General features: G+C 61.5%; 25 protein-coding genes. 16 read left to right on the top strand and 9 right to left on the bottom strand.

The window, feature by feature from the left end:
• Positions 1-7 precede the first annotated feature (7 nt).
• From VOI22_RS02060 to fabD, 6 genes are all read right to left on the bottom strand, one after another.
• Positions 8-1,450 carry a TrkH family potassium uptake protein gene (locus VOI22_RS02060; RefSeq protein ID WP_323794933.1) on the bottom strand — a complete coding sequence of 481 codons (1,443 nt, stop codon included), beginning with the start codon at positions 1,448-1,450 and terminating at the stop codon, positions 8-10.
• 147 nt (positions 1,451-1,597) lie between these two features.
• Positions 1,598-2,566, bottom strand: coding sequence for an endolytic transglycosylase MltG (mltG, locus tag VOI22_RS02055; protein WP_323794932.1), 969 nt, complete (start codon positions 2,564-2,566; stop codon positions 1,598-1,600).
• Between the two features lie 6 nt (positions 2,567-2,572).
• Complete coding sequence (gene fabF, locus VOI22_RS02050) at positions 2,573-3,838, bottom strand: beta-ketoacyl-ACP synthase II (RefSeq protein ID WP_028465580.1); 1,266 nt, start codon at positions 3,836-3,838, stop codon at positions 2,573-2,575.
• Between the two features lie 71 nt (positions 3,839-3,909).
• Entirely contained in the window at positions 3,910-4,146 is a 237-nt protein-coding gene (locus tag VOI22_RS02045; protein WP_028465581.1) for an acyl carrier protein, read from the bottom strand.
• Positions 4,147-4,393: 247 nt separating this feature from the next.
• Complete coding sequence (gene fabG / locus VOI22_RS02040) at positions 4,394-5,134, bottom strand: 3-oxoacyl-[acyl-carrier-protein] reductase (RefSeq protein WP_323794931.1); 741 nt, start codon at positions 5,132-5,134, stop codon at positions 4,394-4,396.
• 38 nt (positions 5,135-5,172) lie between these two features.
• Positions 5,173-6,123 carry an ACP S-malonyltransferase gene (gene fabD, locus VOI22_RS02035; RefSeq protein WP_323794930.1) on the bottom strand — a complete coding sequence of 317 codons (951 nt, stop codon included), beginning with the start codon at positions 6,121-6,123 and terminating at the stop codon, positions 5,173-5,175.
• A gap of 294 nt (positions 6,124-6,417) precedes the next feature.
• Between fabD and rpsF the strand changes: the two genes are divergently transcribed.
• From rpsF to VOI22_RS01955, 16 genes are all read left to right on the top strand, one after another.
• Positions 6,418-6,897, top strand: coding sequence for a 30S ribosomal protein S6 (gene rpsF / locus VOI22_RS02030; RefSeq protein WP_028465584.1), 480 nt, complete (start codon positions 6,418-6,420; stop codon positions 6,895-6,897).
• 3 nt (positions 6,898-6,900) lie between these two features.
• Positions 6,901-7,155 carry a 30S ribosomal protein S18 gene (gene rpsR / locus VOI22_RS02025; RefSeq protein ID WP_028465585.1) on the top strand — a complete coding sequence of 85 codons (255 nt, stop codon included), beginning with the start codon at positions 6,901-6,903 and terminating at the stop codon, positions 7,153-7,155.
• 44 nt (positions 7,156-7,199) lie between these two features.
• Positions 7,200-8,174 (top strand): DUF2232 domain-containing protein, encoded by a 975-nt coding sequence (locus tag VOI22_RS02020; RefSeq protein ID WP_323794929.1) that lies wholly within the window; start codon positions 7,200-7,202, stop codon positions 8,172-8,174.
• Between the two features lie 73 nt (positions 8,175-8,247).
• Positions 8,248-8,847: a 50S ribosomal protein L9 gene (gene rplI, locus VOI22_RS02015; RefSeq protein WP_028465587.1), complete on the top strand. Its 600-nt coding sequence runs from the start codon at positions 8,248-8,250 to the stop codon at positions 8,845-8,847.
• A 216-nt stretch (positions 8,848-9,063) separates the two neighbouring features.
• Positions 9,064-10,575 (top strand): replicative DNA helicase, encoded by a 1,512-nt coding sequence (locus VOI22_RS02010; protein WP_028465588.1) that lies wholly within the window; start codon positions 9,064-9,066, stop codon positions 10,573-10,575.
• Positions 10,575-11,711: an alanine racemase gene (gene alr / locus VOI22_RS02005; protein WP_323794928.1), complete on the top strand. Its 1,137-nt coding sequence runs from the start codon at positions 10,575-10,577 to the stop codon at positions 11,709-11,711. Before VOI22_RS02010 ends, alr begins: the two co-directional genes overlap by 1 nt.
• A 46-nt stretch (positions 11,712-11,757) precedes the next feature.
• A complete protein-coding gene (locus tag VOI22_RS02000; protein WP_028465590.1) occupies positions 11,758-12,531 on the top strand; it encodes an MlaE family ABC transporter permease in 774 nt (257 codons plus the stop codon).
• Positions 12,532-12,547: 16 nt separating this feature from the next.
• Positions 12,548-13,336 (top strand): ABC transporter ATP-binding protein, encoded by a 789-nt coding sequence (locus tag VOI22_RS01995; RefSeq protein WP_323794927.1) that lies wholly within the window; start codon positions 12,548-12,550, stop codon positions 13,334-13,336.
• Between the two features lie 12 nt (positions 13,337-13,348).
• On the top strand, positions 13,349-14,755 hold the full coding sequence (gene radA / locus VOI22_RS01990; RefSeq protein WP_323794926.1) for a DNA repair protein RadA: 1,407 nt from the start codon (positions 13,349-13,351) through the stop codon (positions 14,753-14,755).
• A 3-nt stretch (positions 14,756-14,758) separates the two neighbouring features.
• Entirely contained in the window at positions 14,759-15,427 is a 669-nt protein-coding gene (locus tag VOI22_RS01985) for a CvpA family protein (RefSeq protein ID WP_323794925.1), read from the top strand.
• A 19-nt stretch (positions 15,428-15,446) separates the two neighbouring features.
• Positions 15,447-16,958: an amidophosphoribosyltransferase gene (purF, locus tag VOI22_RS01980; protein WP_323794924.1), complete on the top strand. Its 1,512-nt coding sequence runs from the start codon at positions 15,447-15,449 to the stop codon at positions 16,956-16,958.
• Positions 16,959-16,983: 25 nt separating this feature from the next.
• Positions 16,984-17,688, top strand: a complete 705-nt coding sequence (locus tag VOI22_RS01975) for an SDR family NAD(P)-dependent oxidoreductase (RefSeq protein WP_323794923.1) — start codon at positions 16,984-16,986, stop codon at positions 17,686-17,688.
• A complete protein-coding gene (locus VOI22_RS01970; RefSeq protein ID WP_323794922.1) occupies positions 17,681-18,625 on the top strand; it encodes a glycerophosphodiester phosphodiesterase in 945 nt (314 codons plus the stop codon). The genes VOI22_RS01975 and VOI22_RS01970 overlap by 8 nt, the downstream gene beginning before the upstream one ends.
• Positions 18,626-18,706: 81 nt before the next feature.
• Entirely contained in the window at positions 18,707-19,696 is a 990-nt protein-coding gene (locus VOI22_RS01965; RefSeq protein ID WP_323794921.1) for a zinc transporter ZntB, read from the top strand.
• Positions 19,697-19,722: 26 nt separating this feature from the next.
• Positions 19,723-22,203 (top strand): mechanosensitive ion channel domain-containing protein, encoded by a 2,481-nt coding sequence (locus tag VOI22_RS01960; protein WP_323794920.1) that lies wholly within the window; start codon positions 19,723-19,725, stop codon positions 22,201-22,203.
• A 17-nt stretch (positions 22,204-22,220) separates the two neighbouring features.
• On the top strand, positions 22,221-23,399 hold the full coding sequence (locus tag VOI22_RS01955; RefSeq protein WP_323794919.1) for an NAD(P)/FAD-dependent oxidoreductase: 1,179 nt from the start codon (positions 22,221-22,223) through the stop codon (positions 23,397-23,399).
• On the opposite strand, the gene VOI22_RS01950 is transcribed toward VOI22_RS01955, so the two are convergent.
• From VOI22_RS01950 to VOI22_RS01940, 3 genes are all read right to left on the bottom strand, one after another.
• Positions 23,396-24,643, bottom strand: coding sequence for a CynX/NimT family MFS transporter (locus tag VOI22_RS01950; protein ID WP_323794918.1), 1,248 nt, complete (start codon positions 24,641-24,643; stop codon positions 23,396-23,398). The genes VOI22_RS01955 and VOI22_RS01950 overlap by 4 nt on opposite strands.
• Positions 24,644-24,725: 82 nt before the next feature.
• Positions 24,726-25,040, bottom strand: a complete 315-nt coding sequence (locus tag VOI22_RS01945; protein WP_028465599.1) for a hypothetical protein — start codon at positions 25,038-25,040, stop codon at positions 24,726-24,728.
• 86 nt (positions 25,041-25,126) lie between these two features.
• Positions 25,127-26,566 carry an amidase gene (locus VOI22_RS01940; RefSeq protein WP_323794917.1) on the bottom strand — a complete coding sequence of 480 codons (1,440 nt, stop codon included), beginning with the start codon at positions 26,564-26,566 and terminating at the stop codon, positions 25,127-25,129.
• Positions 26,567-26,579: the final 13 nt, after the last annotated feature.

The raw sequence follows: 26,579 nt of genomic DNA, 5'->3' as shown, positions 1-26,579 counted from the left end.
GCTTTTCCTAGTTCTTCCAGAAACCGCGATCGAAGATGACCAGAATTGTGAAGATCTCCAGCCGCCCGAGGATCATGGCAAAGGCGAGAAGCAGCTTTGCACTGTCCGGCAGGCTGCTGAAATTTCCGGCGGGACCGACCACCGGACCGAGGCCGGGGCCGACATTGGTGATCGCCGTCACGCTGGCCGAATAGGCCGTGATCAGATCGAGATCCATGAAGGTGAGCGCCAGTGTGCACAGCGCGATGGTCGCGACGAACATGGTCAGGAATGCCAGCACGGAAATCGCAGCATCGTCCGGCAGGGGCCGGCCGTTGAAATGCGTCGGCACCACGCGATGCGGACTTGTCAGTCTCTTGATATGGGCGCCGATAACCTGGGTCAGAACCTGAAAACGGTAGATCTTGATGCCGCCCGAGGTCGAGCCTGAACAGCCGCCGACGAAGGTCAGGATGAGGAAGGCACCGATGGCGCCGGAGCCCCACAGCGTGTAGTCCACACTGGCAAACCCGGTGGTGCTGACGACCGATGTGATGTTGAAGAAAGTCAGGGTCAGCGCCTCGCCGAAACCGATATGTCCGTGACGGGACAGCCAGGCGGCCATGCCGACACTGATAATAATCAGAAAGAGCACAAGGACCCGGACCTGGCTGTCGGAGAACAGCGCCCTCGCATCGGTCCGGACCGCCTTGATATAGACGTAGAACGGGATGGAGCCGGAAAGCATGAAGAGCGTGGCGGCCCATTGTAGCGCGCCAGAGTCGAAATAGCCGAAAGACGCGTCGTGGGTCGAGTATCCGCCGGTCGAGAGGGTCGCCATCGCATGGCACACGGCGTCGAAAGCCGACATCCCCAAAATCCAGTAAACGGCGCCGCAGAAAAGTGTCAGGAACAGGTAGACCAGCAGGATATTCGACATCAGAACGAACCAACGCGGCTCGACCTTGTCCGACGTCTCGGAGCTTTCCGTGCGGAACAACTGCGCCCCGCCGATCCGCATGAACGGCAACAGGACAACGGCCATCACCAGGATGCCGATGCCGCCAATCCATTGCAGAATGGAGCGCCACAGCAATATCCCCGGCGGCAGGTCGTCGAGCCCCGTGATAACGGTGGAGCCGGTCGTGGTAATGCCCGACGTGGCCTCGAAGATGGCATCTGCATAGCTGAGGCCGAGATCCAGAAACGGCAGAGCCGCGAACAGAGGCAGTATCAGCCAGGACAGCCCGGTCAGCAGGAACGCCGTTCGCAGGGATATCCCTTTCGAGCGTTCTTCCCGTGTCGCCAGGAGGCAGGCTCCGCCAAAGAAGCCCATGGCGGCTGCCGACACGGCGAAAACGACCCACTCGTGCTGACCGCTGACCGCATCGGCCAGCAGCGGCAGGATCGCGGTAATCGCGGTCCCGAAGATGACCATGCTGAGTATGTGGAAGACGAATTTTACCTGCATCCGTAGTCCTTTGGCCCCATCGAGCCTGAAACGCAGTCGCGCTTGACCGGCTGAAATAGTGCTGCCGAAGCCGCCTATTCAGATCTCACGGAGTAAAAGTGACAATTGCAAAGGAAGCCAGTCAGGGCCGAGTTTCATGCATGGCGCTCAGTTCGAGTCGCGGATCTTCCGCCATTTTCGGACGTTGCGATTGTGCTCGTTCAGCGTCCGGGCGAAGGCATGACCTCCAGATCCGTCGGCGACGAAGTACAGATAGTCCGTCTGAACCGGGTTCATCACCGCCCTGATCGCATCGATCCCCGGATTGGCGATCGGCGTCGGCGGCAAGCCCTTGATCACATAGGTATTATACGGCGTCGGCTGCTTCAGGTCCGCCCGGGTGAGCGGCTGCTCGAGGCCGCCGGGTGCAATACCGTAAGCCACGGTCGGGTCCGACTGCAGACGCATGCCACGCTTCAGCCGATTGACGAAGACGCCCGCGACCAGACCGCGCTCCTGAGGTATGCCCGTTTCCCGTTCCACGATGGAAGCAAGGATCACCGCCTCTTCCGGCGTCTTGACCGGCAAATCCGGAGACCGCATGTCCCAAAGCCTGGCGACGGTGGTCTCCATGGAGGCCTGCATGCGTTTGACAAGTTCCTCACGGCTGTCGCCATAGGAGAAATGATAGGTCTCCGGCAGCAACGAGCCTTCATCCGGATTTCCTGCCGTACCGGTCAGCCCTTCAGCAAGTTCCAGCCGCGCCATCACTTCAGCGGCCGTCAGCCCTTCCGGGATCGTCAGCCGCCGCACGACCGTCTTGCCGGATGCAAGGATTTCCATCACCTGGCGCGGGCTGGACTCTGCCGGGATCAGATACTCCCCGGCTTTCAGGCTCCGGGCCTGCCGCAAGGCTCTGGCACCGATAACGAAGACGAAGTCACGCCGGATCGCGCCGGCCCTCTTAAGGGAAGCGGCGATGCCTTCCAGGCCCGTTCCGGAGGGAATGACGATTGCAGTGGATACGGGAAGCGGCCCCGGGCTGGTGAACTGCGCATAGAGCCATGCACAGCAGACCGCACCGGCGATAGCCAGAAACAGCAAACCAAGGAATGCACGCAGCAGGGCCCGGCCCATGCTGCGTTAATCCACGGCGGAGAAGATCAGGGACGCGTTGGTGCCGCCGAACCCGAAGGAATTGGAAAGCGCATGCTTGATCTTGCGCTCCTTGGCCTTGAGCGGCACGAGATCGACCGGCCCGACATTCTCGGACGGCGACTCAAGATTAAGCGTCGGCGGCAACATGCTGTCGCGAATCGCAAGCACCGAATAAATCGCCTCGACCGCACCAGCCGCACCGAGCAAATGACCGACGGCGGATTTGGTCGATGACATGGAAGCACCGCCCAGATCGTCGCCCATCAGACGCTTCACGGCGCCGAGCTCGATCATGTCGCCCAGCGGCGTGGAGGTGCCGTGTGCGTTGATATAATCGATCTGATCGGTCGCCAGGTTGGCGCGCTTGAGAGCGGCCTTCATGGCACGGTAGCCGCCATTTCCGTCTGCGGCCGGAGCCGTGATGTGGTGCGCGTCGCCGGACATGCCGTAGCCGGTCACTTCGGCGTAGATTTTCGCGCCGCGGCGTTTCGCATGTTCGTATTCTTCAAGAACGACACAGCCGCCGCCTTCGCCCATAACGAAGCCGTCACGGCCATCGTCCCAGGGACGGGAAGCCGTCTCGGGAGCCTCGTTGAAACCGGTGGACAGAGCCCGGGCTGCGGAGAAACCGGCAATACCGAGCCGGCAGACAGCCGCTTCGGCACCGCCCGCCACCATGACATCGGCATCGTCCAGCATGATCAGACGCGCAGCGTCGCCAATTGCATGGGCGCCGGTCGCACATGCCGTGACGACGGAATGGTTTGGACCGCGAAATCTGAAACGGATGGAAACGTGGCCGGAAATAAGATTGATCAGTGCAGCCGGGATAAAGAACGGACTGATACGGCGCGGACCGCGGTCCCGCATCAGATCTTCCGTCTCCGAAATGCTGGTCAGACCGCCGATGCCGGAGCCGATGAGAACGCCAGTACGATCCTGGCTTTCCTCGTCTTCGGGCATCCACCCGGAATCGCGCACCGCCTGATCGGCAGCAGCCACACCGAATAGAATGAAACGGTCGATCTTGCGCTGCTCTTTCGGCTCCAGATAGGCGGACGGATTGAAAAGGCCGCCCCCGCCTTCGCCTTCCTGAACAGTACCGGCGATTTTCGCAGGCAAATCGGAAACATCGAATGTATCGATAGCCCTGATGCCGGACTCGCTGTTCAGGAGCCGGGACCAATTATGTTCGACCCCATCGCCGAGGGGCGTAACCAGACCGAGGCCGGTGATTACGACACGTCTCATGCCTTGCACTTTTCCAGATTACAAACGTAACCCCGGGCGGAAAACTCCGCCCGAGGGCAGTCGTCAGTCAATTACTTGGAAGATTCTTCGATGAAGGAAATCGCGTCCTTCACGGTCAGAATTTTCTCGGCGGCATCGTCCGGAATTTCGACGCCAAATTCTTCTTCGAACGCCATGACAAGTTCAACCGTGTCGAGGCTGTCGGCCCCGAGGTCGTCGATGAAGCTCGCGGAGTCGACCACTTTGGCCTCATCAACGCCGAGATGTTCGACCACGATCTTCTTCACGCTAGCGGCGACGTCACTCATTTTTGTTTTCCTCGAATCTTAAGCTCAACGGTTTGTCAGCGAAACGCCTGCGTTCACCGACCTCAATATACTCCAAGAAACCCGTGTTTCATCATGGAGTCCGAAACAGATAGGCAACACACCTGTAAGCGGCGGCGGGATACCACACTTTTTTTTACTTGCCTAGCATCAGAAACACCAAGCGTCTGCAGCATCAAAGCCAATGCCGGGCTTGCGACTCGGTCCGCCCGCACTCGCTCGGCGGCCGCTACAGCATCGCCATACCGCCATTCACATGAATGGTAGCACCTGTAACATATGCCGCTTCCTCGGAGGCGAGATAAACCACAGAGGCAGCAATATCCTCCGGCGTACCGAGACGGCCAGCCGGAACAGCGGCAAGCAGTTTCTCGTGCTGCGCCTCGTCCAGGGCATCGGTCATCGCGGTTTTAATAAAGCCTGGCGCCACCACGTTCGCGGTGATGCCCCGGTTCGCGACTTCCTGGGCCAGGGACTTGGTGAAGCCGACCATGCCGGCCTTGGAGGCAGCATAATTGGCCTGGCCCGGATTGCCGGTTGCACCGACGATGGAGGAAATACCGATAACGCGCCCCCAGCGCCGTTTCATCATGCCGCGCATCAGAGCGCGCGAGAGACGGAAACCGGACATCAGGTTGACGTTCATCACCGCCTCCCAGTCCTCGTCCTTCATTCGCATCATCAGACCGTCACGGGTCACGCCTGCATTATTGATCAAAATGTCGATACCGCCGTCAGCGATGTCTTCCGCCGTCTTGGCAAGTGTGGCGATCGAGTCGGCATCGCCGAGATTTGCCGTCACCACGTGCGCGCGCTCACCCAGCTCCCCTGCCAGCGCCTGCAGCGCCTCCTCACGGGTACCGGACAGGACGACTTCCGCCCCCTGTGCGTGCAGAGCCTTGGCAATGGCATTGCCGATGCCGCCGCTCGCGCCCGTCACCAGGGCCGATTTTCCATCCAGACGAAACATATGAATTCTCCCTCGCCCATGACCGGGCCGATTGGACCTTAAAGGGTTTCGAGATAGGCCGCGATCTCTTCCGGCGTACCGATAGCGCTGCCCTTGAGAGAGCGATCAATCCGCTTGGCCATACCGGTCAGCACCTTGCCGGCGCCGAGTTCGACGATATCGGTGACGCCCTGGGACGCCAGCCACAGAACTGATTCGCGCCAGCGCACCATGCCGGTGACCTGCTCGACCAGGCGGATGCGTATCTCACTCGGGTCAAGCAATTGGTCCGCCAACACGTTCGACACCAGCGGCACCAGCGGCTGCCGCAGATCCGTGATCGCCAGTGCTTCCGCCATCGCGTCGGCGGCAGGCGCCATCAGGCCACAATGGAACGGTGCACTGACAGGCAGCATGATGCTCTTGCGCGCGCCCTTGTCGGCAGCAGCCGCGACAGCGCGTTCTACTGCGGCTTTGGCGCCACTGATCACAACCTGTCCATCGGCATTGTCATTGGCGATATCGCAGACACCGCCATCGGCACGGCCTTCCGCCGCGATCTCGCGCGCCACATCGAGCGACACGCCAAGCAACGCCGCCATGGCGCCCTCACCGACCGGAACCGCCGACTGCATGGCTTCGCCGCGCAGCCGAAGCAGCTTGGCTGCATCCGCAAGATCGAGAGCACGCGCCGCCGCAAGCGCGGAATACTCGCCAAGCGAGTGGCCGGCGACAAAACCCGCCATATCGCCGATCGTCTTGCCGCTCTCGGCTTCCAGAACACGGACGACCGCAAGGCTGACCGCCATCAGGGCGGGCTGCGCGTTGCGGGTCAGGACGAGTTCCTCTTCCGGCCCCTCGAACATGAGCCGGGACAGGGGCTCGCCCAGAGCCTCGTCAACCTGTTCAAAAACCGCACGCGCCTCGCCGTAGGTGTCAGCGAGCGTCTTGCCCATTCCGACGACCTGGGAACCCTGCCCCGGGAATGTAAATGCGCGAACCGTTGTCATATGTGACATCCTTGTCTTTCACGGCGTTTCCAAAGCCTCTTCCAAACGGCTGGGCCGGTGAAGAGAAATGCCTGATACACACGCTTTTTAGCGGCGCCAAAAAGAACGGCCCGCCAATGCCCTGTCAAGCGGAACCGACAGCGGAGTTGCACGCCCGCCGGATTTGTGTATATTCCGCCGGTCCCGCGCTAAGGCACCTCGTGCCGGGGCGGGTTTTTACATAACTCCTTGCCGGTTTATGCCGGCTTAGCAGCGTTCCATGAGGAACGTTCTGATTATCCGTAAGGAGCACCAATGCCTCTCTATGAGAGCGTGTTTATCGCACGCCAGGACATCTCGTCCGCCCAAGCCGAGCAGCTTACAACCGAATTCTCCGAGATCATCACCAACATGGGTGGTGAGATCAAGAACACCGAATTCTGGGGTCTGCGCTCCCTCTCCTACAAGATCAAAAAGAACCGCAAGGGCCATTATGTGCTGCTGCACATGGAAGCCCCGGCCGAAGCCATCACTGAGATGGAACGCCTGATGCGTCTGAATGAAGACGTGCTGCGTTACATCACGCTGCGGATGGAAGAGCTTCCTGAAGGCCCGTCCGCGATCGTTCTTGCCAAGACCGAACGCACCGACCGTGGTGGCCGTGGTGGCCGTCCTGGTGGAGGTGGTCGTTTCGACCGTGGTGACCGTCCGGAACGCAGCGATCGTCCGGACCGTGGTGACCGCCCGGAACGCGCCGACCGTGAGCCGGCCTCAAGCGAAGCCCAGGGAGACTGATCCATGAGCACTCTTACAATTTCCCGCGCCGCTGTCCGCAAGCCGTTCATGCGCCGTCGCAAGTCGTGCCCGTTCGCCAGCACCAACGCGCCGAAAATCGACTACAAGGACATCAAGCTGCTCCAGCGCTTCCTGTCCGAACGCGGCAAGATCGTTCCGAGCCGCATTACGGCCGTGTCTGCCAAGAAGCAGCGTGAGTTGGCGCGAGCCATCAAACGTGCCCGCTTCATGGCCCTGCTGCCGTACGTGCTCAGCTAAACGGGATTAGCCGATGCCCGCTGATGCGGGCTTGACGAGGCAAGATGTGGTCCAGGTGGTTTCCCATCGGAGCGGCGGCAATCGCAAGTGCGCTCATGTATCTCTCCACGATCCTCGGATCGCTTGGGGCGATTCTGCTTGCGTTCCTGTCGCCTCTCCCGCTGTTCGCCATCGCTTTCGGGCGGGGATGGATTGCGGGGATGGCCGCAGCACTGGCGGGGAGCGCTATAGTGCTGTTCGCCGCCAACGGCCTGGCCGCTCTGTTCTTCCTGATCTTTTGCGGGTTGCCCGCAGTCCTGCTTGCACGGCAGGCGCTGCTGGCCCGTCCTGTGAACGAGGATCAGGAGAATTCGGATCTCGAATGGTTCCCTCCCGGCATGCTGGCCATGTGGCTGACGGCTATTCCCGCTACGGGATTGCTGACAGCGGTCGTGGTCACCGGCCTTCAGGGGGAAGGCCTCGAAGCCATCGTCAGGATGAAAGTCGAGGCACTTTTCGAGACTATGGGAACAGTCCTCGAAGGGCCTATGGCCCTGCCTCCGGAGCAGCTTGCTGCCGCCCGGGAGCTGATCATCGCCGTGTTTCCCGGTGTTGCCGGGTTACAATGGGCGGCGATGATCCTCGTCAATGGCCTGTTGGCGCAGGGCGTGCTCGCACGCTTCAGCGCCAACCTCAGGCCTTCGCCCGACATGCGGGACATCCGCTTGCCGAACTGGGCGCCCTTCCCGCTCGCCGTTGCCGCCTTGCTGGCAGCGGTCACGGACGGAACGCTCGGTTATCTCGGATGGAATGCGGTGCCAATCCTGTGCCTGCCTTTCTTCCTCTCGGGACTGGGGCTGATACACGCCCTGGCCTCCGCGTTGACTGGCAAGCGCTGGCTTCTGCACGTGACCTATACGCTGATGATCCTGTCCTTCGTGCTGCCTGTCCTGCAGTTCGTCTGGCTCCTGCTTGTTTTCGCGGGACTGGTCGATCACTGGGCGGATCTGAAGGGCCGGATCGCACGGAACTCGAATTGAACGTGACCCTGGCCGGAACCGGCCTGCACCGCGGCAACGCGGCAACGGCTTCGGCCTTTAAGGAGTAAGAAAAATGGAAGTCATTCTTCTGGAGCGTATCGAACGTCTCGGCCAGATGGGCGACGTCGTTACCGTCAAGCCGGGTTTTGCCCGCAACTTCCTGCTGCCCCAGGGTAAAGCCCTGCGTGCCAACAAGAGCAACCTGACCCACTTCGACGGCCAGCGGGCCCAGCTCGAAGCGGAAAATCTCGAGCGCAAGGCTGAAGCCGAAAAGGTTGCCAAGAAGCTCGAAGGCCTGATGGTCCCGATCATCCGGGCCGCCGGCGACAGCGGTCAGCTCTACGGCTCCGTCACCTCCCGTGACATTGCCGAGTCCGCGACCGCCGAGGGCGTCACCATCAACAAGCGTCAGGTCATTCTCGACCGCGCGCTGAAGGTCCTTGGCCTTGAGCAAATCCGTGTCGTTCTGCACCCGGAAGTCGCGGTGAACATCACCGTGAACATCGCCCGCAGCACGGACGAAGCCGAACAGCAGAAACTTCTCGGCCGCGCCGTCGGCAGCGAAGAAAATGACAACGACGACGAAGAAGAAGTCGAAGTCCAGGCTGCCCCCGAAGCGACTGAAGAAGTTGCCGAGGATGCCGCTGAGGAAGAGAAGACCGAAGAGGCCTGAGCCTTTCGATTCTTCCGCATACATGCATTCGGAAACGGCCGTCCCTCACAGGATGGCCGTTTTCTTTTTCACAGGCGAGAGCCGTTGAATCACATGGGCCTTATTCCGCTTATCCCCATTATCCCGTTTTATCCACAGACATAAGTCTTTGATATTTCACGGCTTGTGGATAAGATTGCGGAAGACGTCCACAGCCCTTCTTGGTATGTGTAGGCAATGTCGAATTCAGAGTCCGTTTCCGCCGTCGCAGCGCTCCCTCGTGCCGAACCGCAAACCAGCGCGTATCGTGAGCCGCCCCATAATCTGGAAGCAGAGCAGGGCCTGCTCGGCGCCGTCCTCGTTAACAACCGCGCCTTTGAACGCGTTAGCGAATATCTCTCCGCCGATCATTTCGCCGACCCGGTGCATGGCCGGATCTTCGCTGCCTGCGGACGGCTGATCGAAAAAGGCCAGATCGCCAACCCAGTCACCCTGAAAGCCCTGTTCGATCAGGACGAGTCCCTGCAGGAAGCCGGCGGCGCCCAGTATCTTGTGCGCCTCGCCGCCTCCGTCGTCACGGTGATCAATGCCGACGATTACGGCCAGGCGATTTACGACAGCTTCCTGCGGCGGGAACTGATCGATCTCGGCGGCGAAATCGTCAACGAGGCCTATCAGCACGATCTCGACCTGCCGGCGTCTGAGCAAATCGAAGCGGCGGAATCGAAATTGTTCGGCCTTGCCGAACGCGGCTCCAGCCAGGGCGGTTTCCAGGACTTCGGAGAAGCCCTTACCAACTCGGTCCGGATGGCCGAGGAAGCCTTCAAGCGCGATGGCGGCCTCGCCGGTGTATCTTCCGGCCTCACGGACCTCGATGCCAAGCTCGGCGGCCTGCATCCATCGGATCTGCTGATCCTCGCTGGACGGCCTGCGATGGGTAAAACAGCGCTGGCCACCAACATCGCCTTCCATGTGGCAACAGCGTCCCTGAAAGACCCGGAGCTGGAACGGCAGGTCGTTGCGTTCTTCTCGCTGGAAATGTCGGCCGAGCAGCTCGCCACCCGTATCCTCGCCGAACAGACCGAGATTTCCTCGGAGCACATCCGGCGCGGCGAACTCACCACCGAAGACTTCCAGAAACTGGTCGCCGCCAGCCAGGATCTGGAACGCGCGCCGCTTTATATCGACGACACGCCGGCGATCTCTATCGCCACCATGCGCGCCAGAGCGCGGCGCCTGAAGCGCCAGCAGGGCTTGTCGCTCATCGTGGTCGATTACTTGCAGCTGATGCGCCCTTCCGTCGGTCAGCGGACCGACAACCGGGTGCAGGAAATCTCCATGATCACCCAGGGTCTGAAGGCAATCGCCAAGGAACTCGACGTTCCAGTCATCGCGCTGTCCCAGCTCTCCCGCGCGGTCGAGCAGCGTGACGACAAGCGGCCGGTGCTCGCCGACCTTCGTGAATCCGGCTCGATCGAGCAGGATGCGGACGTGGTCATGTTCGTGTTCCGTGAGCAGTACTATCTGGAAAAGGGCGAGCCCGCGCAGCGTATCGAGGAGTCGGACGAGAAGTTCCACGATCGTCACGACCAGTGGAAAGAACGATGCGAATCGTCCTACGGTAAAGCCGAAGTCATCATCGGCAAGCAGCGGCACGGTCCCACCGGCACAGTGACCTTGCACTTCGAAGGCGCGACCACCCGCTTCTCCAATTTCGTTGCTGACGATCATATCCCGGACAATTTCTAATGCTCGACACTCTGCCGGCGAGTGACGGCTCCGGCGCCGCGTCGGAACTCGTGATCGACCTTAGCGCGATCAAGCAAAACTATCTCGATCTGAAAAAGCGCCTCGGTGGCGTCGAATGCGGCGCGGCGGTGAAGGCGGATGCCTACGGAACCGGCGTGGATCGGGTCGGACCAGCTCTTTTCGAGGTCGGTTGCCGGACTTTCTTCGTCGCCACAGTCGACGAAGGCATCACCCTCCGGGATGTGCTGCCCCGCGCCCGCATTGCCGTACTGAACGGTTTGCTGCCCGGCACCGAGGAAGTCTTTCCGGAACACGGGCTGATCCCGGTGATCAACGATCTGGAGCAGATTGCCCGGATCCGGCAGATGTGCGTCCGGGCCGACCGGGCCCTGCCGGCAATGCTTCATATCGACACCGGCATGAGCAGGCTCGGGCTGACCGCCGAGGATATGAAATGGATATCCGACGAGCCGGATGTGCTTGGCGGCCCGGACTGGCTTTATGCCCTTTCCCATCTTACCACCGCGGATGATCCGGACAGTCCATCCAACGCCGCGCAGCTTGCGCGCTTCAAGGAACAACTGCCCCGGCTGCAACGCAGGATGCAGGCCAGCCTGGCCAATTCCGCCGGTATCTTTCTCGGGCTGGATTATCATTTCAATCTCGCCCGGCCCGGCTTCGCGCTCTATGGCGGGCGCGTGAAGGACGGCGAGCCAAGTCCGATGGCTCCCGTAGTAAGACTTATGGGACGCGTCCTTCAGGTTCGCGCCGTGAAAGCCGGCGATACCGTTGGATATGGCGGCACACACAAGGTTCAGAAAGACGGACGTATCGCCACCGTTGCCGTGGGCTATGCGGACGGATATCTCCGCTCTCTGTCCAGTCAGGGCGCGGCCTATCTCGGGGATCGCAAACTTCCCGTCGTCGGCCGTGTTTCCATGGATATGCTCGCGGTCGATGTCAGCGATGCCGACCGGGCCGAAATATACCCCGGCGGGTTTGTCGAACTGCTGGGATCGCGTTACACGGTAAACGATGCGGCCGACGCGGCCGGGACCATCGGGTATGAAATATTGACAGGCCTCGGCCATCGCTATACCCGACGCTACGTTGATACGGGGAGCGGAGAGACCTGATCATGCCAAGCGAAATGCCCGGCTCCTGCACAGGAACCAAACACGCATGAATTTTCTTGCAGCGATCGGACGGACTTTTCTCGGCTTTCTCGCCGCCACCGGACGGCTGGCGGTGTTCACCGGCATCACGATCAGTCATTGCGTGCGCCCGCCGATTTACTGGCGCCTGCTCGGCCGCCAACTGGTGGATATCGGCTACTACTCCCTGCCGGTCGTCGGCCTGACCACCCTGTTCTCCGGAATGGTTCTGGCGCTGCAAAGCTATACCGGCTTTTCCCGCTTCAATGCCGAAAGCGCGATTGCCACCGTGGTCGTCCTGTCCATGACCCGGGAACTTGGCCCGGTGCTGGCCGGCCTCATGGTCGCCGGCCGCATTGGCGCCTCGATGGCAGCGGAAATCGGCACCATGCGGGTGACGGAACAGGTCGACGCACTGACCACCTTGTCGACCAGTCCCTACAAGTATCTCGTCGTGCCGCGCGTGCTCGCAGGCATCATCAGCCTGCCCTTCCTGGTCCTGATCGGCGATATCATCGGCGTGTTCGGCGGCTATCTGGTCGGCGTTAACAAGCTTGGCTTCAATGCCGGCAGCTACCTGAAGAGCACGTTTGATTTTCTGGAAACCCAGGACGTGGTCTCCGGTCTGGTAAAGGCCGCTGTCTTCGGTTTTCTGATCGCCCTCATGGGCTGCTATCACGGTTACCATTCCGGACGCGGCGCCCAGGGTGTTGGCCGGGCAACGACCAACGCCGTGGTCTCCGCCTCGATCCTGATACTGATTTCGAACTATCTGATCACCGAATTGTTCTTCGCCCGCTGAGCGGCAGGGAAACGCAATGGCCGAACCTACGGCAGCACTGCCGAAAATCAGGATCCGGGGCCTGACCAAGTCCTTCGGCTCCAACCATGTGCTGCGCGGACTGGACCTCGATATCGCAGAGGCGGAATCCGTGGTCGTGATTGGCGGGTCCGGCACCGGCAAGTCCGTCCTGATCAAGACCGTTACCGGCCTGATGGATGCCGATAGTGGCGCAGTCGAGATCGATGGCACCGACGTCCTCTCGCTGGCTGCCTCCGAACGCCGGGCTATGATGAGCAGGTTCGGCCTGCTGTTTCAGGCTGGCGCGCTGTTCGACTCTCTGTCGATTCTGGACAATGTCTCTTTCGGCCTGGTGGAGGCGCAGAGCATGCCACGCAAGCAGGCGCACGAGATCGCTCTGGATTTCATGGCACAGGTTGGACTGGAGCCGGATGTCGGAGCAATGTATCCGGGCGAGATATCCACCGGCATGCGCAAACGCGCCGCCCTCGCCCGCACCATCGCCACACGTCCCGAAGTGGTCTTCTTCGACGAGCCGACAACCGGCCTCGACCCGATCATGGGCGACATAATCGACGAGTTGATCGTCAAATGCGTCGAGGAGTTCAAGATCACCGCACTCACCATCACCCATGACATGGACAGCGCCCGCCGGATCGGCAACCGTATCGCCATGCTCTACGACGGCAAGATCATCTGGCAGGGTCCGACCGCGGAGATCGACACGTCCGGCAATCCCTATGTGCATCAGTTCATCAACGGTCTCGAAGAAGGCCCGATTGAACTCGTGACCAGCCGAGCCTGAGCGGAGCGCACAATGGCAAAGTCTCAAGCCCGCTATGTCTGCCAGGAATGCGGCGGCGTCCAGCCGAAATGGTCCGGAAAGTGCGACGCCTGCGGCGCCTGGAACAGCCTGATCGAAGAGGTTGTCGAGAAAGCCGCGCCGAAGGGCCTCGGCGGGGCGAAGGGCCGGAAGATCGATTTCGTCAGTCTCTCCGGAAGCTCCAAGAAATCGCCACGCCGGGTCACGAACATCGCCGAGTTCGACCGGGTCGCCGGTGGTGGCCTCGTTCCCGGCTCCGTCGTGCTGATTGGTGGCGATCCCGGTATCGGCAAATCCACCCTGTTGCTGCAGGTGACGGCCAAACTTTCCGAAAACTCCCGCTGCGCCTATGTCTCCGGTGAAGAAGCGCTGGATCAGGTGCGGATGCGCGCCCAGCGTCTCGGCGTCGCCGAAGCGCCGGTGCAACTCGCGGCCGCCACCAGCGTGCGCGACATCGTCACCACGATGGACGGCGAGGATGCGCCCGACGTCCTGGTGATCGATTCGATCCAGACCATGTATGTGGACGCCATCGACAGCGCCCCCGGCACGGTCTCCCAGGTTCGTGCATCGGCACAGGAGCTTATCCGTGTCGCCAAGCGGCGCGGCATCGTGCTGTTGCTGGTCGGTCATGTGACCAAGGAAGGCACCATCGCCGGCCCCCGGGTGCTCGAGCACATGGTCGACACGGTGCTCTATTTCGAGGGCGAGCGCGGCCACCAGTTCCGTATCCTGCGCGGCGTGAAGAACCGGTTCGGGCCGACCGACGAGATCGGCGTCTTCGAAATGACCGAAATCGGTCTCGCCGAAGTTACCAACCCGTCAGCCCTTTTCCTCGGAGACAGGCAGGACAATGTCTCGGGCGCGTGTGTCTTTGCCGGTATGGAAGGCACACGGCCGCTGCTGGTAGAGATCCAGGCACTGGTTGCCCCCTCGCCCTACGGAACACCGCGCCGGGCCGTCATTGGCTGGGATTCCGGGCGTCTCGCCATGGTCACGGCCGTGCTTGAGGCGCGTTGCGGTGTCGTCCTCGCGGGCAGCGATGTATTTCTCAATGTCGCCGGCGGCTTGAAAGTCAGCGAGCCAGCCGCCGACCTTGCCGTTGCGGCCGCCCTGCTTTCCTCTCTGACCGGCACGCCGGTCCCGTCAAATTCGGTTGTGTTCGGAGAAATCGGCCTCTCGGCCGAAATACGTGCCGTCTCTCACGCCGAGGCCCGCCTGAAAGAAGCCGCCAAGCTCGGTTTCGAGCGCGCCATCATGCCAGAGCCGCGCCGCTCGTCGGGTGACAAAAAAGCCCCCCGTAATGGCAGCCTCGCTCTTGCCACGATCAAGCATTTGCATGATCTGGTAGCCATGTTCCAGGACGAAACCAATATCGGCCGCAAAGCGGGAGAGGCGTAAGCCATGGATAACCTGCCGGTCAATGTGACCGACGTCGCGATCATCGCCATGGTCCTGCTCTCGGGAATACTCGCCTTCGCGCGGGGTTTTTTCCGCGAGGTGCTGGCCATCGGCTCGTGGGTCGCGGCCTTCTTCGCCGCGCTTTATCTCTACCCCGTCACCGCGCCCTATGTCCGCCAGCTTCTGGGGTGGGGCGATATGGCAGATCTGGCGGCAGGTATCGCGGTTTTCGTCGTCTCGGTCATTGTAATGTCGCTGGTCACCCACTATGTTGCCGCCGCGTTACAAGGCAGCGGCCTCAGTGCCGTTGACCGCTCCCTGGGATTCCTTTTCGGGATTGTTCGCGGCGCGGTACTGGTTTGCTTGCTCTATCTCGGACTGAACTGGTTGATCGAGGATGATGGCTATCCGCAATGGGTAACCGAAGCGCGCACACTGCCTCTCGTCGAACAGGGCGCACAAACCCTTGTCGGCCTCGTGCCGCCAAAATTGCGGCCAAAACTTCGGAACGCCGCCGGGAGTGCCGGCGCGAAAGCCCGCGAGAAAACAGAAAAGCTGCTTTTCGAACGTTTGATCAGCCCGCCGGCAAAACCCGATGCGCCGAAGGACGGCGACGGGTATACTGCCGATCAACGTCGGGGACTGGAGAAGGTTATCGAGGGCACGGATTGACGCTTTCGATAAAGATGCCATGGACAGCAACCGGCAGGAGGATGTCGCCGTGACGGATCTGAAACAACCGTTGGACCGGTCCCCCGATTGGGACGACGATCATCTCCATGAGGAATGCGGCGTCTTCGGCGTCTTTGGCGCTCCTGATGCAGCCGCCCTCACGGCTCTCGGCCTCCACTCCCTGCAGCATCGCGGACAGGAATCCTGCGGCATTGTTTCCTGGGACGGCAACCACTTTCACGCCCACCGGGCGCTCGGACATGTGGGTGAGAATTTCGGCGACGAGTCGGCAAAGATCATCAACCAGCTCAAGGGCCACGCCTCCATCGGGCATAACCGCTATGCCACTACCGGCGGGGCCAATCTCCGAAACGTCCAGCCGCTCTTCGCCGATTTCGAATTCGGCGGCATGGCGCTCTGCCATAACGGCAACCTGACCAACGCTATCGACCTGCGCGACAGCCTGGTCCGTCAGGGCTGCCTGTTCCAGTCCACATCTGATACCGAAACCATCATTCATCTGGTCGCACGCAGCCCGCAGCACACTGTGCTGGACCGGGTGGTCGATGCCATGCAGAAGATCGTCGGTGCCTATTCGCTTGTCTGCCTTTCCCGCGACTCACTGATCGGCATTCGTGACCCATACGGCGTTCGTCCGCTGGTGCTCGGCAAGCTGGGCGATGCGCATATCCTCGCCTCGGAGACCTGCGCGCTCGACATCATTGGCGCCGACTATGTGCGCGATGTGGAGCCTGGCGAAGTTGTTTACATCACGGACAAAGGCGTTCAGTCGCTGAAGCCCTTCGCCAGCAAACCGAGCCGTTTCTGCATCTTCGAATATATCTACTTCGCCCGGCCGGACAGCGTGATGGAAGGCAAGAGCGTCTATAACTCGCGCAAGGAAATCGGCGCGGTGCTGGCCAAGGAAAGCCACGTTGATGCCGACGTTGTCGTCCCGGTACCGGATTCCGGCGTTCCGGCAGCTATCGGCTATGCCGCTGCGGCTGGTATTTCCTTCGATCTGGGTATTATCCGCAATCACTATGTCGGCCGGACCTTCATCGAGCCGACGGATCATGTCCGCCATCTCGGCGTGAAGCTGAAGCACAATGCAAACACGGCGCAGCTCAAGGGCAAACGCGTCATTCTGGTGGACGATTCCATCGTCCGCGGCACCACCTCGACCAAGATCGTCGAAATGGTGCGCGCCGCCGGTGCCAAGGAAGTCCATATGCGGATCGCCAGCCCGCCGACGACCCATTCCTGCTTCTACGGCGTTGATACGCCGGAACGGGAAAAGCTGCTGGCTTCCAAAATGTCGGTGGATGAGATGGCTGAGTTGATCGGCGTCGACAGTCTCGCTTTCATATCCCATGACGGCCTCTATCAGGCCGTCGGCGAGGCCGCACGCAACAATGAAAACCCACAATATTGCGACGCCTGCCTCACCGGCGACTATCCGATCGCTCTGATCGACCAGAACGACGGATCGAACGTCCGGCAGCTCTCCCTGCTGGCCGAGGCTTCCTGACCCAAACCAATCTGCTGAGAGTTCCATGACCGGCATTCTTGACGGCCGCATTGCGGTAATCACCGGCGCGTCCCGCGGCATTGGCGCCGCCGTTGCCAAGGCCTTTGCCCGCGAAGGCGCGCATGTCGTGCTTGTAGCCCGCACCGTGGGCGCTCTGGAGGAACTGGACGACGAGATCCAGGCGGCAGGCGGCAGCGCCAGCCTGGTGCCCATGGACCTGACGGACTACCCGGCCATCGACCGGCTTGGTGCCGCCCTCCATGAGCGCTACGGCAAGATCGACATTCTGGTCGCCAATGGCGGCATGCTCGGCAATCTGACGCCGATGCATCATTACGATCCCAAGCTCTGGGAACAGGTCATCGCGACCAACCTCACCGCGAACCAGCGTCTGATACGCAGCCTTGACCCTTTGCTCCGCCAGTCCGATGCGGGCCGGGCGATCTTCGTGACCGCCGACGCCGCGCACGGCGAGAAGCCGTTCTGGGGCGCTTATGCGGTGAGCAAGGCCGCTCTGGAAGCAATGGTTCGGAGCTATGCGGCGGAAAATGCCAAGAGTAATATCAGGGCAAACCTGCTGAACCCCGGCGCGACCCGCACGAAACTGCGTGTCACCGCCTATCCGGGAGAAGATCAGGCATCGGTCAAGCCACCGGAAGACCTGGTGCCCCTGTTCATTGAGCTGGCCTCGCCGGAATGCCGTCGTAACGGCGATCTGGTGAATGCCTAACACCCTCTCCTGGTCTTTCGCTATTGCGGCGGCTCTGGCCTCCACGTTTTCCGGCATCGCCGGAGCAGTAGAGATCCAGGGTCACCGCGGCGCCCGTGGCCTCAGCCCGGAGAACTCACTACCCGCCTTCGAGAAAGCCCTCGATCTCGGTGTCGATGTGCTGGAACTCGACACGGTGGTGACAGCGGACGGCGTTGCCGTCATCCATCATGACCGCGCTCTCTCGAAAGACCATACACGCAGGGATGGCGTCTGGATCGACAGCGAAATCCTGTTGAACACGCTGACGGCGGCCGAGCTGGAAGCATACGATGTCGGTCGAATCCGTCCGGGCAGCCGCGATGCCAAGCGCTTTCCGGATCAGGCACCGGTCGATGGCACACGGGTTCCGAAATTGTCGGACCTCTTCGCCATGGTGGCGGCACGGGGCAATGAGACAGTCCGTTTCAATATCGAGACCAAGCGCTCTCCGCTCGCGCCGAGCGACACTCCCGAGCCGGAAGCGTTCGCCCGCCTGCTGATCGAGACCGCCCGGACCGCCGGCGTTCTGGACCGGATCACCCTGCAAAGCTTCGACTGGTCGACACTGATCGCCGCCAAGCGGATCAATGCTGCCATTCCGACCCTATGCCTCAGCGCCGAGGCACGCTGGCTCGACTCGGCGGAAGCTGGCAAGGACGGCGCCTCTCCCTGGCTCGGCGGTCTCGACGTGGACGATTTCGCAGGCTCCATCCAGAAGGCCGCCAGAGCGGCAGGCTGCACGGTCTGGTCTCCCTATCACCGCAACGTCACGAAAGAAGCGGTGAAAGCGGCGCATGCAGAAGGCCTCAGTGTCATCGTCTGGACAGTCAACGACGTCCAGGACATGAGGCGTCTGGTCGATCTCGGAGTCGACGGCATCATTACCGACTATCCGGATCGGGCCACCGGCTTCTGATCCGTCAGCGCGGCATTGCCCGATTGCACAGCCTACCTATACTGAAGACTGTTATTCTCGCGACGGGGACGGACGCGACAGATGGATACAGCGGATAACATCGACGGATTGATCGCCGGCATTGGCTTCAGCGATGAGCCCGAAGTCCAAAAGCTCGACTGGGGACACCTGGCCAAAGGCCGCCCGGAGGGATTGCGTCTCTGCTGGGTCCACCTCAGTCAAAGAGAGGAGCCCTCCCGCAGCTGGGTCAAGCAGAAGGCAGGGATTCCCGACATCGCCGCAGACGCCCTCATCGCGGAAGAGACCCGGCCCAGGGTGCAGCGGTTCGACGATGGCGTGCTGATCGTGTTGCGCGGCGTGAATCTCAATCCCGGCGCCAACCCTGAAGACATGGTCAGCCTCAGGATCTGGATCGAGCGCGGCTTCATGATCACGGTCCGCCTGCGCCGGCTGCTAGCCGTGCAGGACACGCTCGCCGCGCTGGAGCACGGCTTTCGTCCCGCCGACACCGACGAGCTCCTGGTCCATCTCGCCGAGCGCCTGTTCCGCCGCATGGAACCGGTGATCGACGACCTCGAAGAACGCATCGATGTGGTGGACGAAGAGCAAACCGCAAGCGATACGCAGCACCCAACCCGGGAACTTCAAACCCTGCGCCTCAGGACCATCATTCTGAGACGCTATATCCTGCCTCAGCGCGACGCCCTGCGACATCTGACGAACGATCCACCGTCATGGTTTTCGCGGCAGACGTTGAGCGGGCTCAGTGAAGCGGCAGATCGGGTCATCCGCTATGTCGAAAGCCTGGATGAAATCCGCGAACGCGCCATGGTGATTCAGGACACAATCCAGAACCGCAGCAGTGAGGAACTAAACCGGCGCCTGTACATTTTGTCTGTTATATCCGCGATCTGCCTGCCGATCGGTTTGTTGACCGGTCTGCTCGGCATCAACGTCGCCGGCATGCCCGGAGCCGATACCTCCTGGGCTTTCTGGGCCGTGACGCTGATCATGGTACTAATTGTGGGCTTGGAAGTCTGGGCGCTCAGATCACTTAAATGGTTCAAGTAATCCGAAGGACCGGACCGCTGATAGCTATGCCATATCGTTTAAAATCCATTCTGATGCTTCTGACTCTCGCGCTTGGTGTCGGCGCTTTCGGCGTTGTCGGGCTGCCCCCGACACCGGCGAGTGCCCAGGAAATTGCCGAAAGCAACGCTGTCGATGAATCTGCCACAGTCGGTCCAGCGCGCCTTCAGTCGCTGCTCGACACCCTGAAGGACGAGGGCAAACGCGATACCCTGATTTCTGATCTGGAAACGCTGCTGGCCGCGACCGAGGAAGAAAAACCCGACGACGGATCTACCGTCGCATCTGCGATGTCGGACGTTGTCACGGGTATCAGCGATTTTCTTCAGAGGGCCGTAAGCCGGCTCTCTGATACGGCGATAGCCCTGACCGACGTGAAAAGCCTGATCCCGGCGCTTTCCGCCCTCGCGGCCGATCCGGACAAACTCTTCAGGATCGGGCAATGGATGGCCGTGATTGCTGGCATCGCGGCTCTGGGGCTTCTTGCCGTCCGATTGACCACCAATTTGTTGCGCCGTCCAATCGACCGGCTGGAAGCCTGGGTCATGCGCGGCACGCTGCTGCGTAATCTCGCCGCACTGATGCCGCTGCTCCTGCTCCGCAGCATTCGGGTCGTGGTTTTCTTCGCCGTCACGCAGGGCATTCTGACGACAATAAGCAGCACGAACGTCCAACTTGCCGGCCGGGCATTCGTCTTTGCAGTCGCCTCCCATCTCGCCTGCCTCGCCCTGATCCGCACCTTGCTTAAACCCGCCGGGTTGGCCAGCCGCTCGCTGAATATAACGGAAGCAACCGGCGCCTATCTCGTGGTCTGGACCAACCGCGTGGTCGCAACAGGCATATACGGCATCCTGGGGCTGCAGGCCGCCTATATCCTCGGCATGCCGGCGGCAACCTTCCTGTCCCTTGAAAAGGTGGTCTACGGCGCTCTCTGGGCACTCTTGACCGCCTTCATTCTGCAGAATCGCGCAAGTTTCTCCCAGTTCATCGCAAGCACCGACAAGAATGCGACAGGCCGTACCTTCTGGTCCGTTCTCTCTGCCGTCTGGCATCTGATCGCGATCGCCTATGTCACCGCGGGCCTGGTGATCCTGATGTCCATGGGAGATCCGGGCTTCAAGCGCCTCGGCGAGATCGCCGCCTTCATGGTCATAATCGTGATCGTCTGGCGGCTCGCCTGGCTCGCGGTCGATACGGCCAGTCACTGGGCCTTCTCAATCTCCCATGAGATGACCGATCGCTATCCCTCTCTGGAGCGGCGGGCGAACCGCTATGTGCCACATCTCCTCGCTGGTGCACGCGTCCTCATCTCGGTTGCAGCTTTCGGTGCGTTGCTCGAAGTTTGGGGCATCCAGCTTTCTGCCTTCTTCGCCTCGGAGAACGGTCAGGTGCTGATACGCGCCATCGCCACGATCCTGGTCGTCGGTGGCGGTGCCGTCGCTATCTCCGAAATCGTCAGCCTTTTCGTCGAACGACGGCTGTTCGTGCTGGAAAGCGCGGGTATCCTGAGCGGGCGCGAGCGGACCCTGCTGCCGCTGCTGCGGCGTGCCGTGGTCATCGTCATCGGCGTGCTCGCCGTGTTCGTCATCTTGTCCGAGCTCGGCGTCGACATCACACCTTTGCTTGCCGGTGCCAGTATCATCGGTCTGGCCATCGGTTTCGGCTCACAATCCCTCGTCAAGGATGTGATCTCCGGGATCTTCCTGCTGATTGAGGACACGCTGAATGTCGGCGACTTTATCGATGTCGGCGGCATGTCCGGAACGGTCGAAGCCCTGAGCATCCGCACCCTGCGGGTGCGCGACGTCAACGGCGATCTGCATACCATTCCATTCGGCACCGTCGAGATCATCACCAACAAGACAAAGGACTACGCCTATGCGCTGGTCGATGTCGGCATCGCCTATCGCGAAGACACGGAAGCGGTGATGAAACTGCTGCAGGAAATCGGCGACGAACTGGCAAATGACGAAGCCTTACAGGGGGATATCGCCGGGCCGTTCGAGGTCTTCGGACTGCAGGACCTCGCCGATTCCAGTGTCAACATCAGGACCCGTCTGAAAACCAAGCCTGGCCGGCAATGGTCGATTCGGCGCGAATTCCTGCGTCGCGTGAAGCGGCGGTTCGACGCCGAGGGGGTCGAAATTCCGTTCCCGCATCAAACACTCTATTTCGGCGAGGACAAGGACGGTAACGCACCGTCAGCCAATGTCATGGTCACCCAGGCCAAGCCCCAGCGCAGCGGAAAGGATGCGGGCGGTGCGGCCCCGCAGAGCCAGGAGTATTTCAAGACGGCGAATCCCGAAATGGCCGATGCGGAAGCCGCCCGGAATGCCGAGAAAGAATCCCAGGAGGCCGAACGCAAGCGCATTCTGAAGGAGCGTGAAGAGGCCGCAGAGGAAGCCAGAGAGGCGGAACAGGAACTGATCGGCAAAGACGACACATCCCCGAAGGATGATACATCTCCGACCGGGAGAAAGCCGGATTAAGCCCGGCTGTCACCACGATGCGCAAAGTTGATTGTCTGATTATCGGCGCTGGTGCCGCCGGCATGATGTGCGCCGCCGAAGCCGGCAAGCGCGGCCGCTCGGTCCTGCTTGTCGACCATGCCGTGGCGGCGGGAGAAAAGATCCGGATCTCCGGCGGTGGGCGCTGCAATTTCACCAATCTCCGCGCCGCTCCGGAAAACTTCCTCTCCGCAAACCCGCGCTTCTGTATCTCCGCTCTGAGGCGCTATACCCAGCGCGATTTCATTGCCCTCGTCGAGAAGCACAATATCGCCTACCACGAGAAAACCCTCGGCCAGTTGTTCTGCGACAGCTCGGCAAAAGCCATCATCGACATGCTGTTGGCCGAACTTGGCGAGGCTGGCGTCCGGATGGAACTGTCTACGAAAGTGGACGGGATAGAGCGGCAGGGAGACGGCTTTCGCGTTGCGCTCTCCTCCGGCCCGGTCGAGGCCGCGTCAGTCGTCATCGCCACCGGCGGGAAGTCGATCCCGAAGATGGGCGCCACCGGTTTCGCGTACACGATCGCCGAACAATTCGGCATCGCGGTGATCGAGACGCGCCCGGGTCTCGTTCCTCTTACCTATGACGCGGACATGCTGGAGCGGCTTAAACCGCTCTCCGGCATTTCCGTCGACGCGGTCGTCGCATCAGGCAAAACGCGCTTCGCCGAGGGACTTCTGTTCACCCATCGCGGCCTCAGCGGCCCGTCGATCCTGCAGATCTCCTCCTTCTGGCGGGAAGGCGCGGAAATCACCGTGGATCTCGCGCCGGGAGTGGACATTGCCGGCCACTTGATCGCAGGTAAATCCGGCAACGGTAAACAGGCTGTCCAGACCGCTCTCGCGGAGCATCTGCCGAAGCGCCTGTCGACGGCAATCACAGAGGAATCCGCCCTCGCCCGTCCGCTTGGAGACACCAGTGACAAGGCACTCCGCCAGCTCGGCGAACGGGTGAACCGCTGGCGCGTGAAGCCCTTCGGATCGGAAGGCTACCGAACCGCCGAAGTCACCCTCGGCGGCATCGACACCGCCGCGCTTAATCAGAAGACCATGGAAGTAAAAGCCCAGCCCGGTCTCTATTTCATCGGCGAGGCCGTGGATGTCACCGGCTGGCTCGGCGGCTACAATTTCCAGTGGGCCTGGTCCAGCGGCTGGAGCGCCGGACAGGCCGTTTAAACGCGCGCCTTTGCTGCGGGTCTCTGGATTCCGAACACAAGCCCGAGCAGAAGCAGCGCACACACGCCCGTCAGCACCCATAGACTGACGGTGAAGCCGCCGGTCATGTCATGGATCACCCCGATAGCGACCGGACCTGAGACGCCACCGATTTCCGCCGCTGAAAAGAACAGCCCGCCGGCGGAACCCGCATTCTTCGATCCCACACCGCGCGCCTCGACCAGGAACAGCAGGGCAATGGTCATCATCGAGCCGCGCGCCAAACCTTGGAAGATCAGCGCCAGGATAAGCCCCGGCCCCTCTCCGAGCTGCAGCAGCAGGGTGCAAAGGCCGGCCAGCACGAACAACCCGCCAAGGATCGCGCCGCGCCGCTCCGGCGTCGCCAGACGCGGAATGGTCAGGGAGCCGAGCACACCGACCATGGTCGGCAGCGCCGCCCAGTAGCCCGCATCGACGGCACTCATGCCCGTCGATTTCAGGATCTCCGGCAGCCAGTTATTGGTGCCATGATTGAAGAAGAAAATACCGACGCTCATGGCGAGGATGACCCGCACCACCGGATTGGCCATCAGCTCCCGGAAGATTTCGATCTGGGGCCGTTTCGGAGCCGCCTTCTCGGCAGCCTCGCGCGCCCGCGCTTCCGCATGCCGGGCAATCAGCAGCCAGATAAAGCCGGCGGCGGCGGTGATCGCAGCGTAATCCGTCACCACCATGCGCCAGTCGCCACCATGGAAGGGCAGCACCACCGCGTTGGTCAGACTGAGCGAGAGGATGCCGCCGATGGCCGGGCCGGTGATGTAGATGCCCATGGCGAAGCCGCGCTCCTTGCCCTCGAACCATTCGGCAATGATCTTCGGCGCCCCGATGGAAATCAGCGGCCCGCCGAACCCGAAGATACCGACGGCGAGAAACAGGGAAAGATGGTCGACGGCCATCGCCCGGCAAAGGCCGGAAGCGGCCATGATCATAGCGGCAAGCAACAGAGCCCGGCGGGCACCGATCCGGTCCAGCAGGATGCCGCAAGGCACCGCCGCGCCAATATAGATGAAGGGCCAGGCCCCGAGCACGGTCCCCATGGCTCCATGGCTGAGCCCGAGATCATGTGTGATGGGGCCAACCATTGGGGCCAGTGCGCTGATCGTCAGGCCGAAGGCAAAATAAATCAGCCAGACGCCAAACAGCATTGCCCAGCGATAGGGGTGCTGCGTCGGATCTGCAGCGGCAACGTCGATGGTTTGATTCACGCGAAGGGCTCAATCGAAAACGGAGAAAGGACTCAACGACAGTATGGCCTCCGTCCGAATCCGCGCAAGTAAGGCGCGCGCCTTACTTGTCCGTATCAGTCTTCATTCCCTTCGCCGCCAGCCGAAGATTGCGGGCCGTCTGCTCCATCTCCCGGCGCTGACGTATCGTCAGATCCTCATAGCGAAGAGCGTACTCAATGCCGTCTGCCCGTTCCTGCAGCCGTTTCAGCCGGACCTCGTCCTGCACCACCTCACGTTTACGTTTGGAGTTGAACACGGGTGTCTCGACCTTCCAACGGCGGTAGTAGCGCCTCTTCTGGCTCTCCAGAAGCGTGTCATAGAGAGCGGCGATATCGTCAACCGAAAGCTGGTGACGGGTGATGCGACGGTGGCTCATACCACGAAGTATGACGGCTAAGCCGCCGCGTGAACAAGACCGGATCGCGGTACTGACGCACTCGCGATCCGGCGTGACACAGATACCTAGAGCAGCCCCTTGCGGCGCCACAGCTCGTGAACCTGGATACCGTTCACACGCTCCAGGCACTCCGCCGCATCCAGTGTCAGGTCTTCCCGGAAGCGCCGGCCGATAATCTGGACCGAGAGCGGGAGTTCCTCGTGATAGCCCGCAGGCGCGATGGCGGCAGGCAGGCCGAGGAAATTGATCAGCCAGCTATAGACGGACGAGTCGAAGATATCGCGCACACCCGCCGAGCTGTCCGCATCCTCGTTCCAGGTGAAGCCCGGCCGCATCATGAAGGGCGTCAGGACCAGCGGATACTCTTCCAGGAACAGGTTCCAGGCACGCAGATACCGGGTTCGGCGGGACATCGTCCGCAACAGGCCGACAGCGTCGGTCGGCGGATAGTTCTCGAAATAGAAGTCGAAGACTTTCTTGATGTCGGCGCTGCCGTATTTCTGGATGGCGTCGCCGATGAAAATCTCGCAATCGGCATAGAGTGCCGGCAGGGCTTCAGCCGCCGCTTCCTGAATCATCGGCGGGCTCGCCTCCTCGACGACATACCCGGCCTTCTCCAGCTCCGCCGCTGCGCCTTCCAGTGCAGCCTCGACCGCCGGATGGATCTTGTAGCCATTGGTCTCGCGGCAGAAAGCGACCTTGATCGGCTGGTCCACCGGCGGACCGTCGAACGGCATCGGAACCTGCAACGGATCGTGCGGATCGTGCTGCATCAGCACCCGGGTCGCCAGACGCACGTCGCGCACCTCTCGGGCGATGATGCCCTGAACCGACATCAACTGCGCCAGCAGAGAGCGTTCCTCGGCGCCGGAGGGGTTGTAGGCTGGCACCCGGCCCTGGCCGGGCTTAACGGTCACGGTCCCGGTCTGGTAGGCCGGAAACCTAAGAGAACCGCCGATATCGTTGCCATGGGCGATCGGACAGAAACCCGCAGCCACGGCCGAGGAGGCGCCGCCGGAGGAGCCGCCAGGCGAGTGATTGTCATCCCATGGATTGTAGGTCCGGCCGTGCAACTCGTTCACGGTGGTCGCCCGGAAAGAGAATTCCGGAGTGTTGGAGCGTCCGACGATGATCGCACCGGCCTTTTTCAGGTTCCGGACAACCGGGGCATCGTCAGGGGCAATCAGGTCCTTGAAAGCCGTCACACCATTGCTGTTGGCGGTGCCTTTCTGATCGACATTGATCTTGATGGCGACCGGGACACCGTGCAGCGGGCCGATCGGGCCGTCCTGCTTCAGGATCTCGTCATAGGACGCGGCCTGCTCCAGCGCGGCGTCCGTCTGATCGACGACGATGGCATTCAGATGGCCGTTCGCGGCGCGGATCCGGTCGACAACGGAGCTTACGGCATCAGATGCGCTGACACGCGCATCCCGGATGGCTCCAGATAGCTCCACAGCGCTCCATTGCCATAATGGAGCGGGCTTCTTTGGTGCGGCAGACATGGCGGGACCTCGA

The organism is Nisaea sp. (assembly GCF_034670185.1).
Classification (GTDB): domain Bacteria; phylum Pseudomonadota; class Alphaproteobacteria; order Thalassobaculales; family Thalassobaculaceae; genus Nisaea.
The sequence above is the reverse complement of the archived record's forward strand: the minus strand, read 5'-3'. Positions and strand labels throughout refer to the sequence as shown.

Bases quoted from the DNA above. Each gene is read 5' to 3' on its own strand.
- VOI22_RS01975 (WP_323794923.1), top strand. From the start codon at position 16,984: ATGACCGGCATTCTTGACGGCCGCATTGCGGTAATCACCGGCGCGTCC.
- VOI22_RS02020 (WP_323794929.1), top strand. From the start codon at position 7,200: ATGTGGTCCAGGTGGTTTCCCATCGGAGCGGCGGCAATCGCAAGTGCG.
- purF (WP_323794924.1), top strand. From the start codon at position 15,447: ATGGACAGCAACCGGCAGGAGGATGTCGCCGTGACGGATCTGAAACAA.
- VOI22_RS01940 (WP_323794917.1), bottom strand. From the start codon at position 26,566: ATGTCTGCCGCACCAAAGAAGCCCGCTCCATTATGGCAATGGAGCGCT.
- VOI22_RS02000 (WP_028465590.1), top strand. From the start codon at position 11,758: ATGAATTTTCTTGCAGCGATCGGACGGACTTTTCTCGGCTTTCTCGCC.
- VOI22_RS01960 (WP_323794920.1), top strand. From the start codon at position 19,723: ATGCCATATCGTTTAAAATCCATTCTGATGCTTCTGACTCTCGCGCTT.
- fabF (WP_028465580.1), bottom strand. From the start codon at position 3,838: ATGAGACGTGTCGTAATCACCGGCCTCGGTCTGGTTACGCCCCTCGGC.
- VOI22_RS02060 (WP_323794933.1), bottom strand. From the start codon at position 1,450: ATGCAGGTAAAATTCGTCTTCCACATACTCAGCATGGTCATCTTCGGG.
- alr (WP_323794928.1), top strand. From the start codon at position 10,575: ATGCTCGACACTCTGCCGGCGAGTGACGGCTCCGGCGCCGCGTCGGAA.
- VOI22_RS01965 (WP_323794921.1), top strand. From the start codon at position 18,707: ATGGATACAGCGGATAACATCGACGGATTGATCGCCGGCATTGGCTTC.
- VOI22_RS02045 (WP_028465581.1), bottom strand. From the start codon at position 4,146: ATGAGTGACGTCGCCGCTAGCGTGAAGAAGATCGTGGTCGAACATCTC.
- rpsF (WP_028465584.1), top strand. From the start codon at position 6,418: ATGCCTCTCTATGAGAGCGTGTTTATCGCACGCCAGGACATCTCGTCC.
- VOI22_RS01970 (WP_323794922.1), top strand. From the start codon at position 17,681: ATGCCTAACACCCTCTCCTGGTCTTTCGCTATTGCGGCGGCTCTGGCC.
- fabD (WP_323794930.1), bottom strand. From the start codon at position 6,123: ATGACAACGGTTCGCGCATTTACATTCCCGGGGCAGGGTTCCCAGGTC.
- rpsR (WP_028465585.1), top strand. From the start codon at position 6,901: ATGAGCACTCTTACAATTTCCCGCGCCGCTGTCCGCAAGCCGTTCATG.
- VOI22_RS01945 (WP_028465599.1), bottom strand. From the start codon at position 25,040: ATGAGCCACCGTCGCATCACCCGTCACCAGCTTTCGGTTGACGATATC.
- fabG (WP_323794931.1), bottom strand. From the start codon at position 5,134: ATGTTTCGTCTGGATGGAAAATCGGCCCTGGTGACGGGCGCGAGCGGC.
- VOI22_RS01995 (WP_323794927.1), top strand. From the start codon at position 12,548: ATGGCCGAACCTACGGCAGCACTGCCGAAAATCAGGATCCGGGGCCTG.
- rplI (WP_028465587.1), top strand. From the start codon at position 8,248: ATGGAAGTCATTCTTCTGGAGCGTATCGAACGTCTCGGCCAGATGGGC.
- VOI22_RS02010 (WP_028465588.1), top strand. From the start codon at position 9,064: ATGTCGAATTCAGAGTCCGTTTCCGCCGTCGCAGCGCTCCCTCGTGCC.
- mltG (WP_323794932.1), bottom strand. From the start codon at position 2,566: ATGGGCCGGGCCCTGCTGCGTGCATTCCTTGGTTTGCTGTTTCTGGCT.
- radA (WP_323794926.1), top strand. From the start codon at position 13,349: ATGGCAAAGTCTCAAGCCCGCTATGTCTGCCAGGAATGCGGCGGCGTC.
- VOI22_RS01955 (WP_323794919.1), top strand. From the start codon at position 22,221: ATGCGCAAAGTTGATTGTCTGATTATCGGCGCTGGTGCCGCCGGCATG.
- VOI22_RS01985 (WP_323794925.1), top strand. From the start codon at position 14,759: ATGGATAACCTGCCGGTCAATGTGACCGACGTCGCGATCATCGCCATG.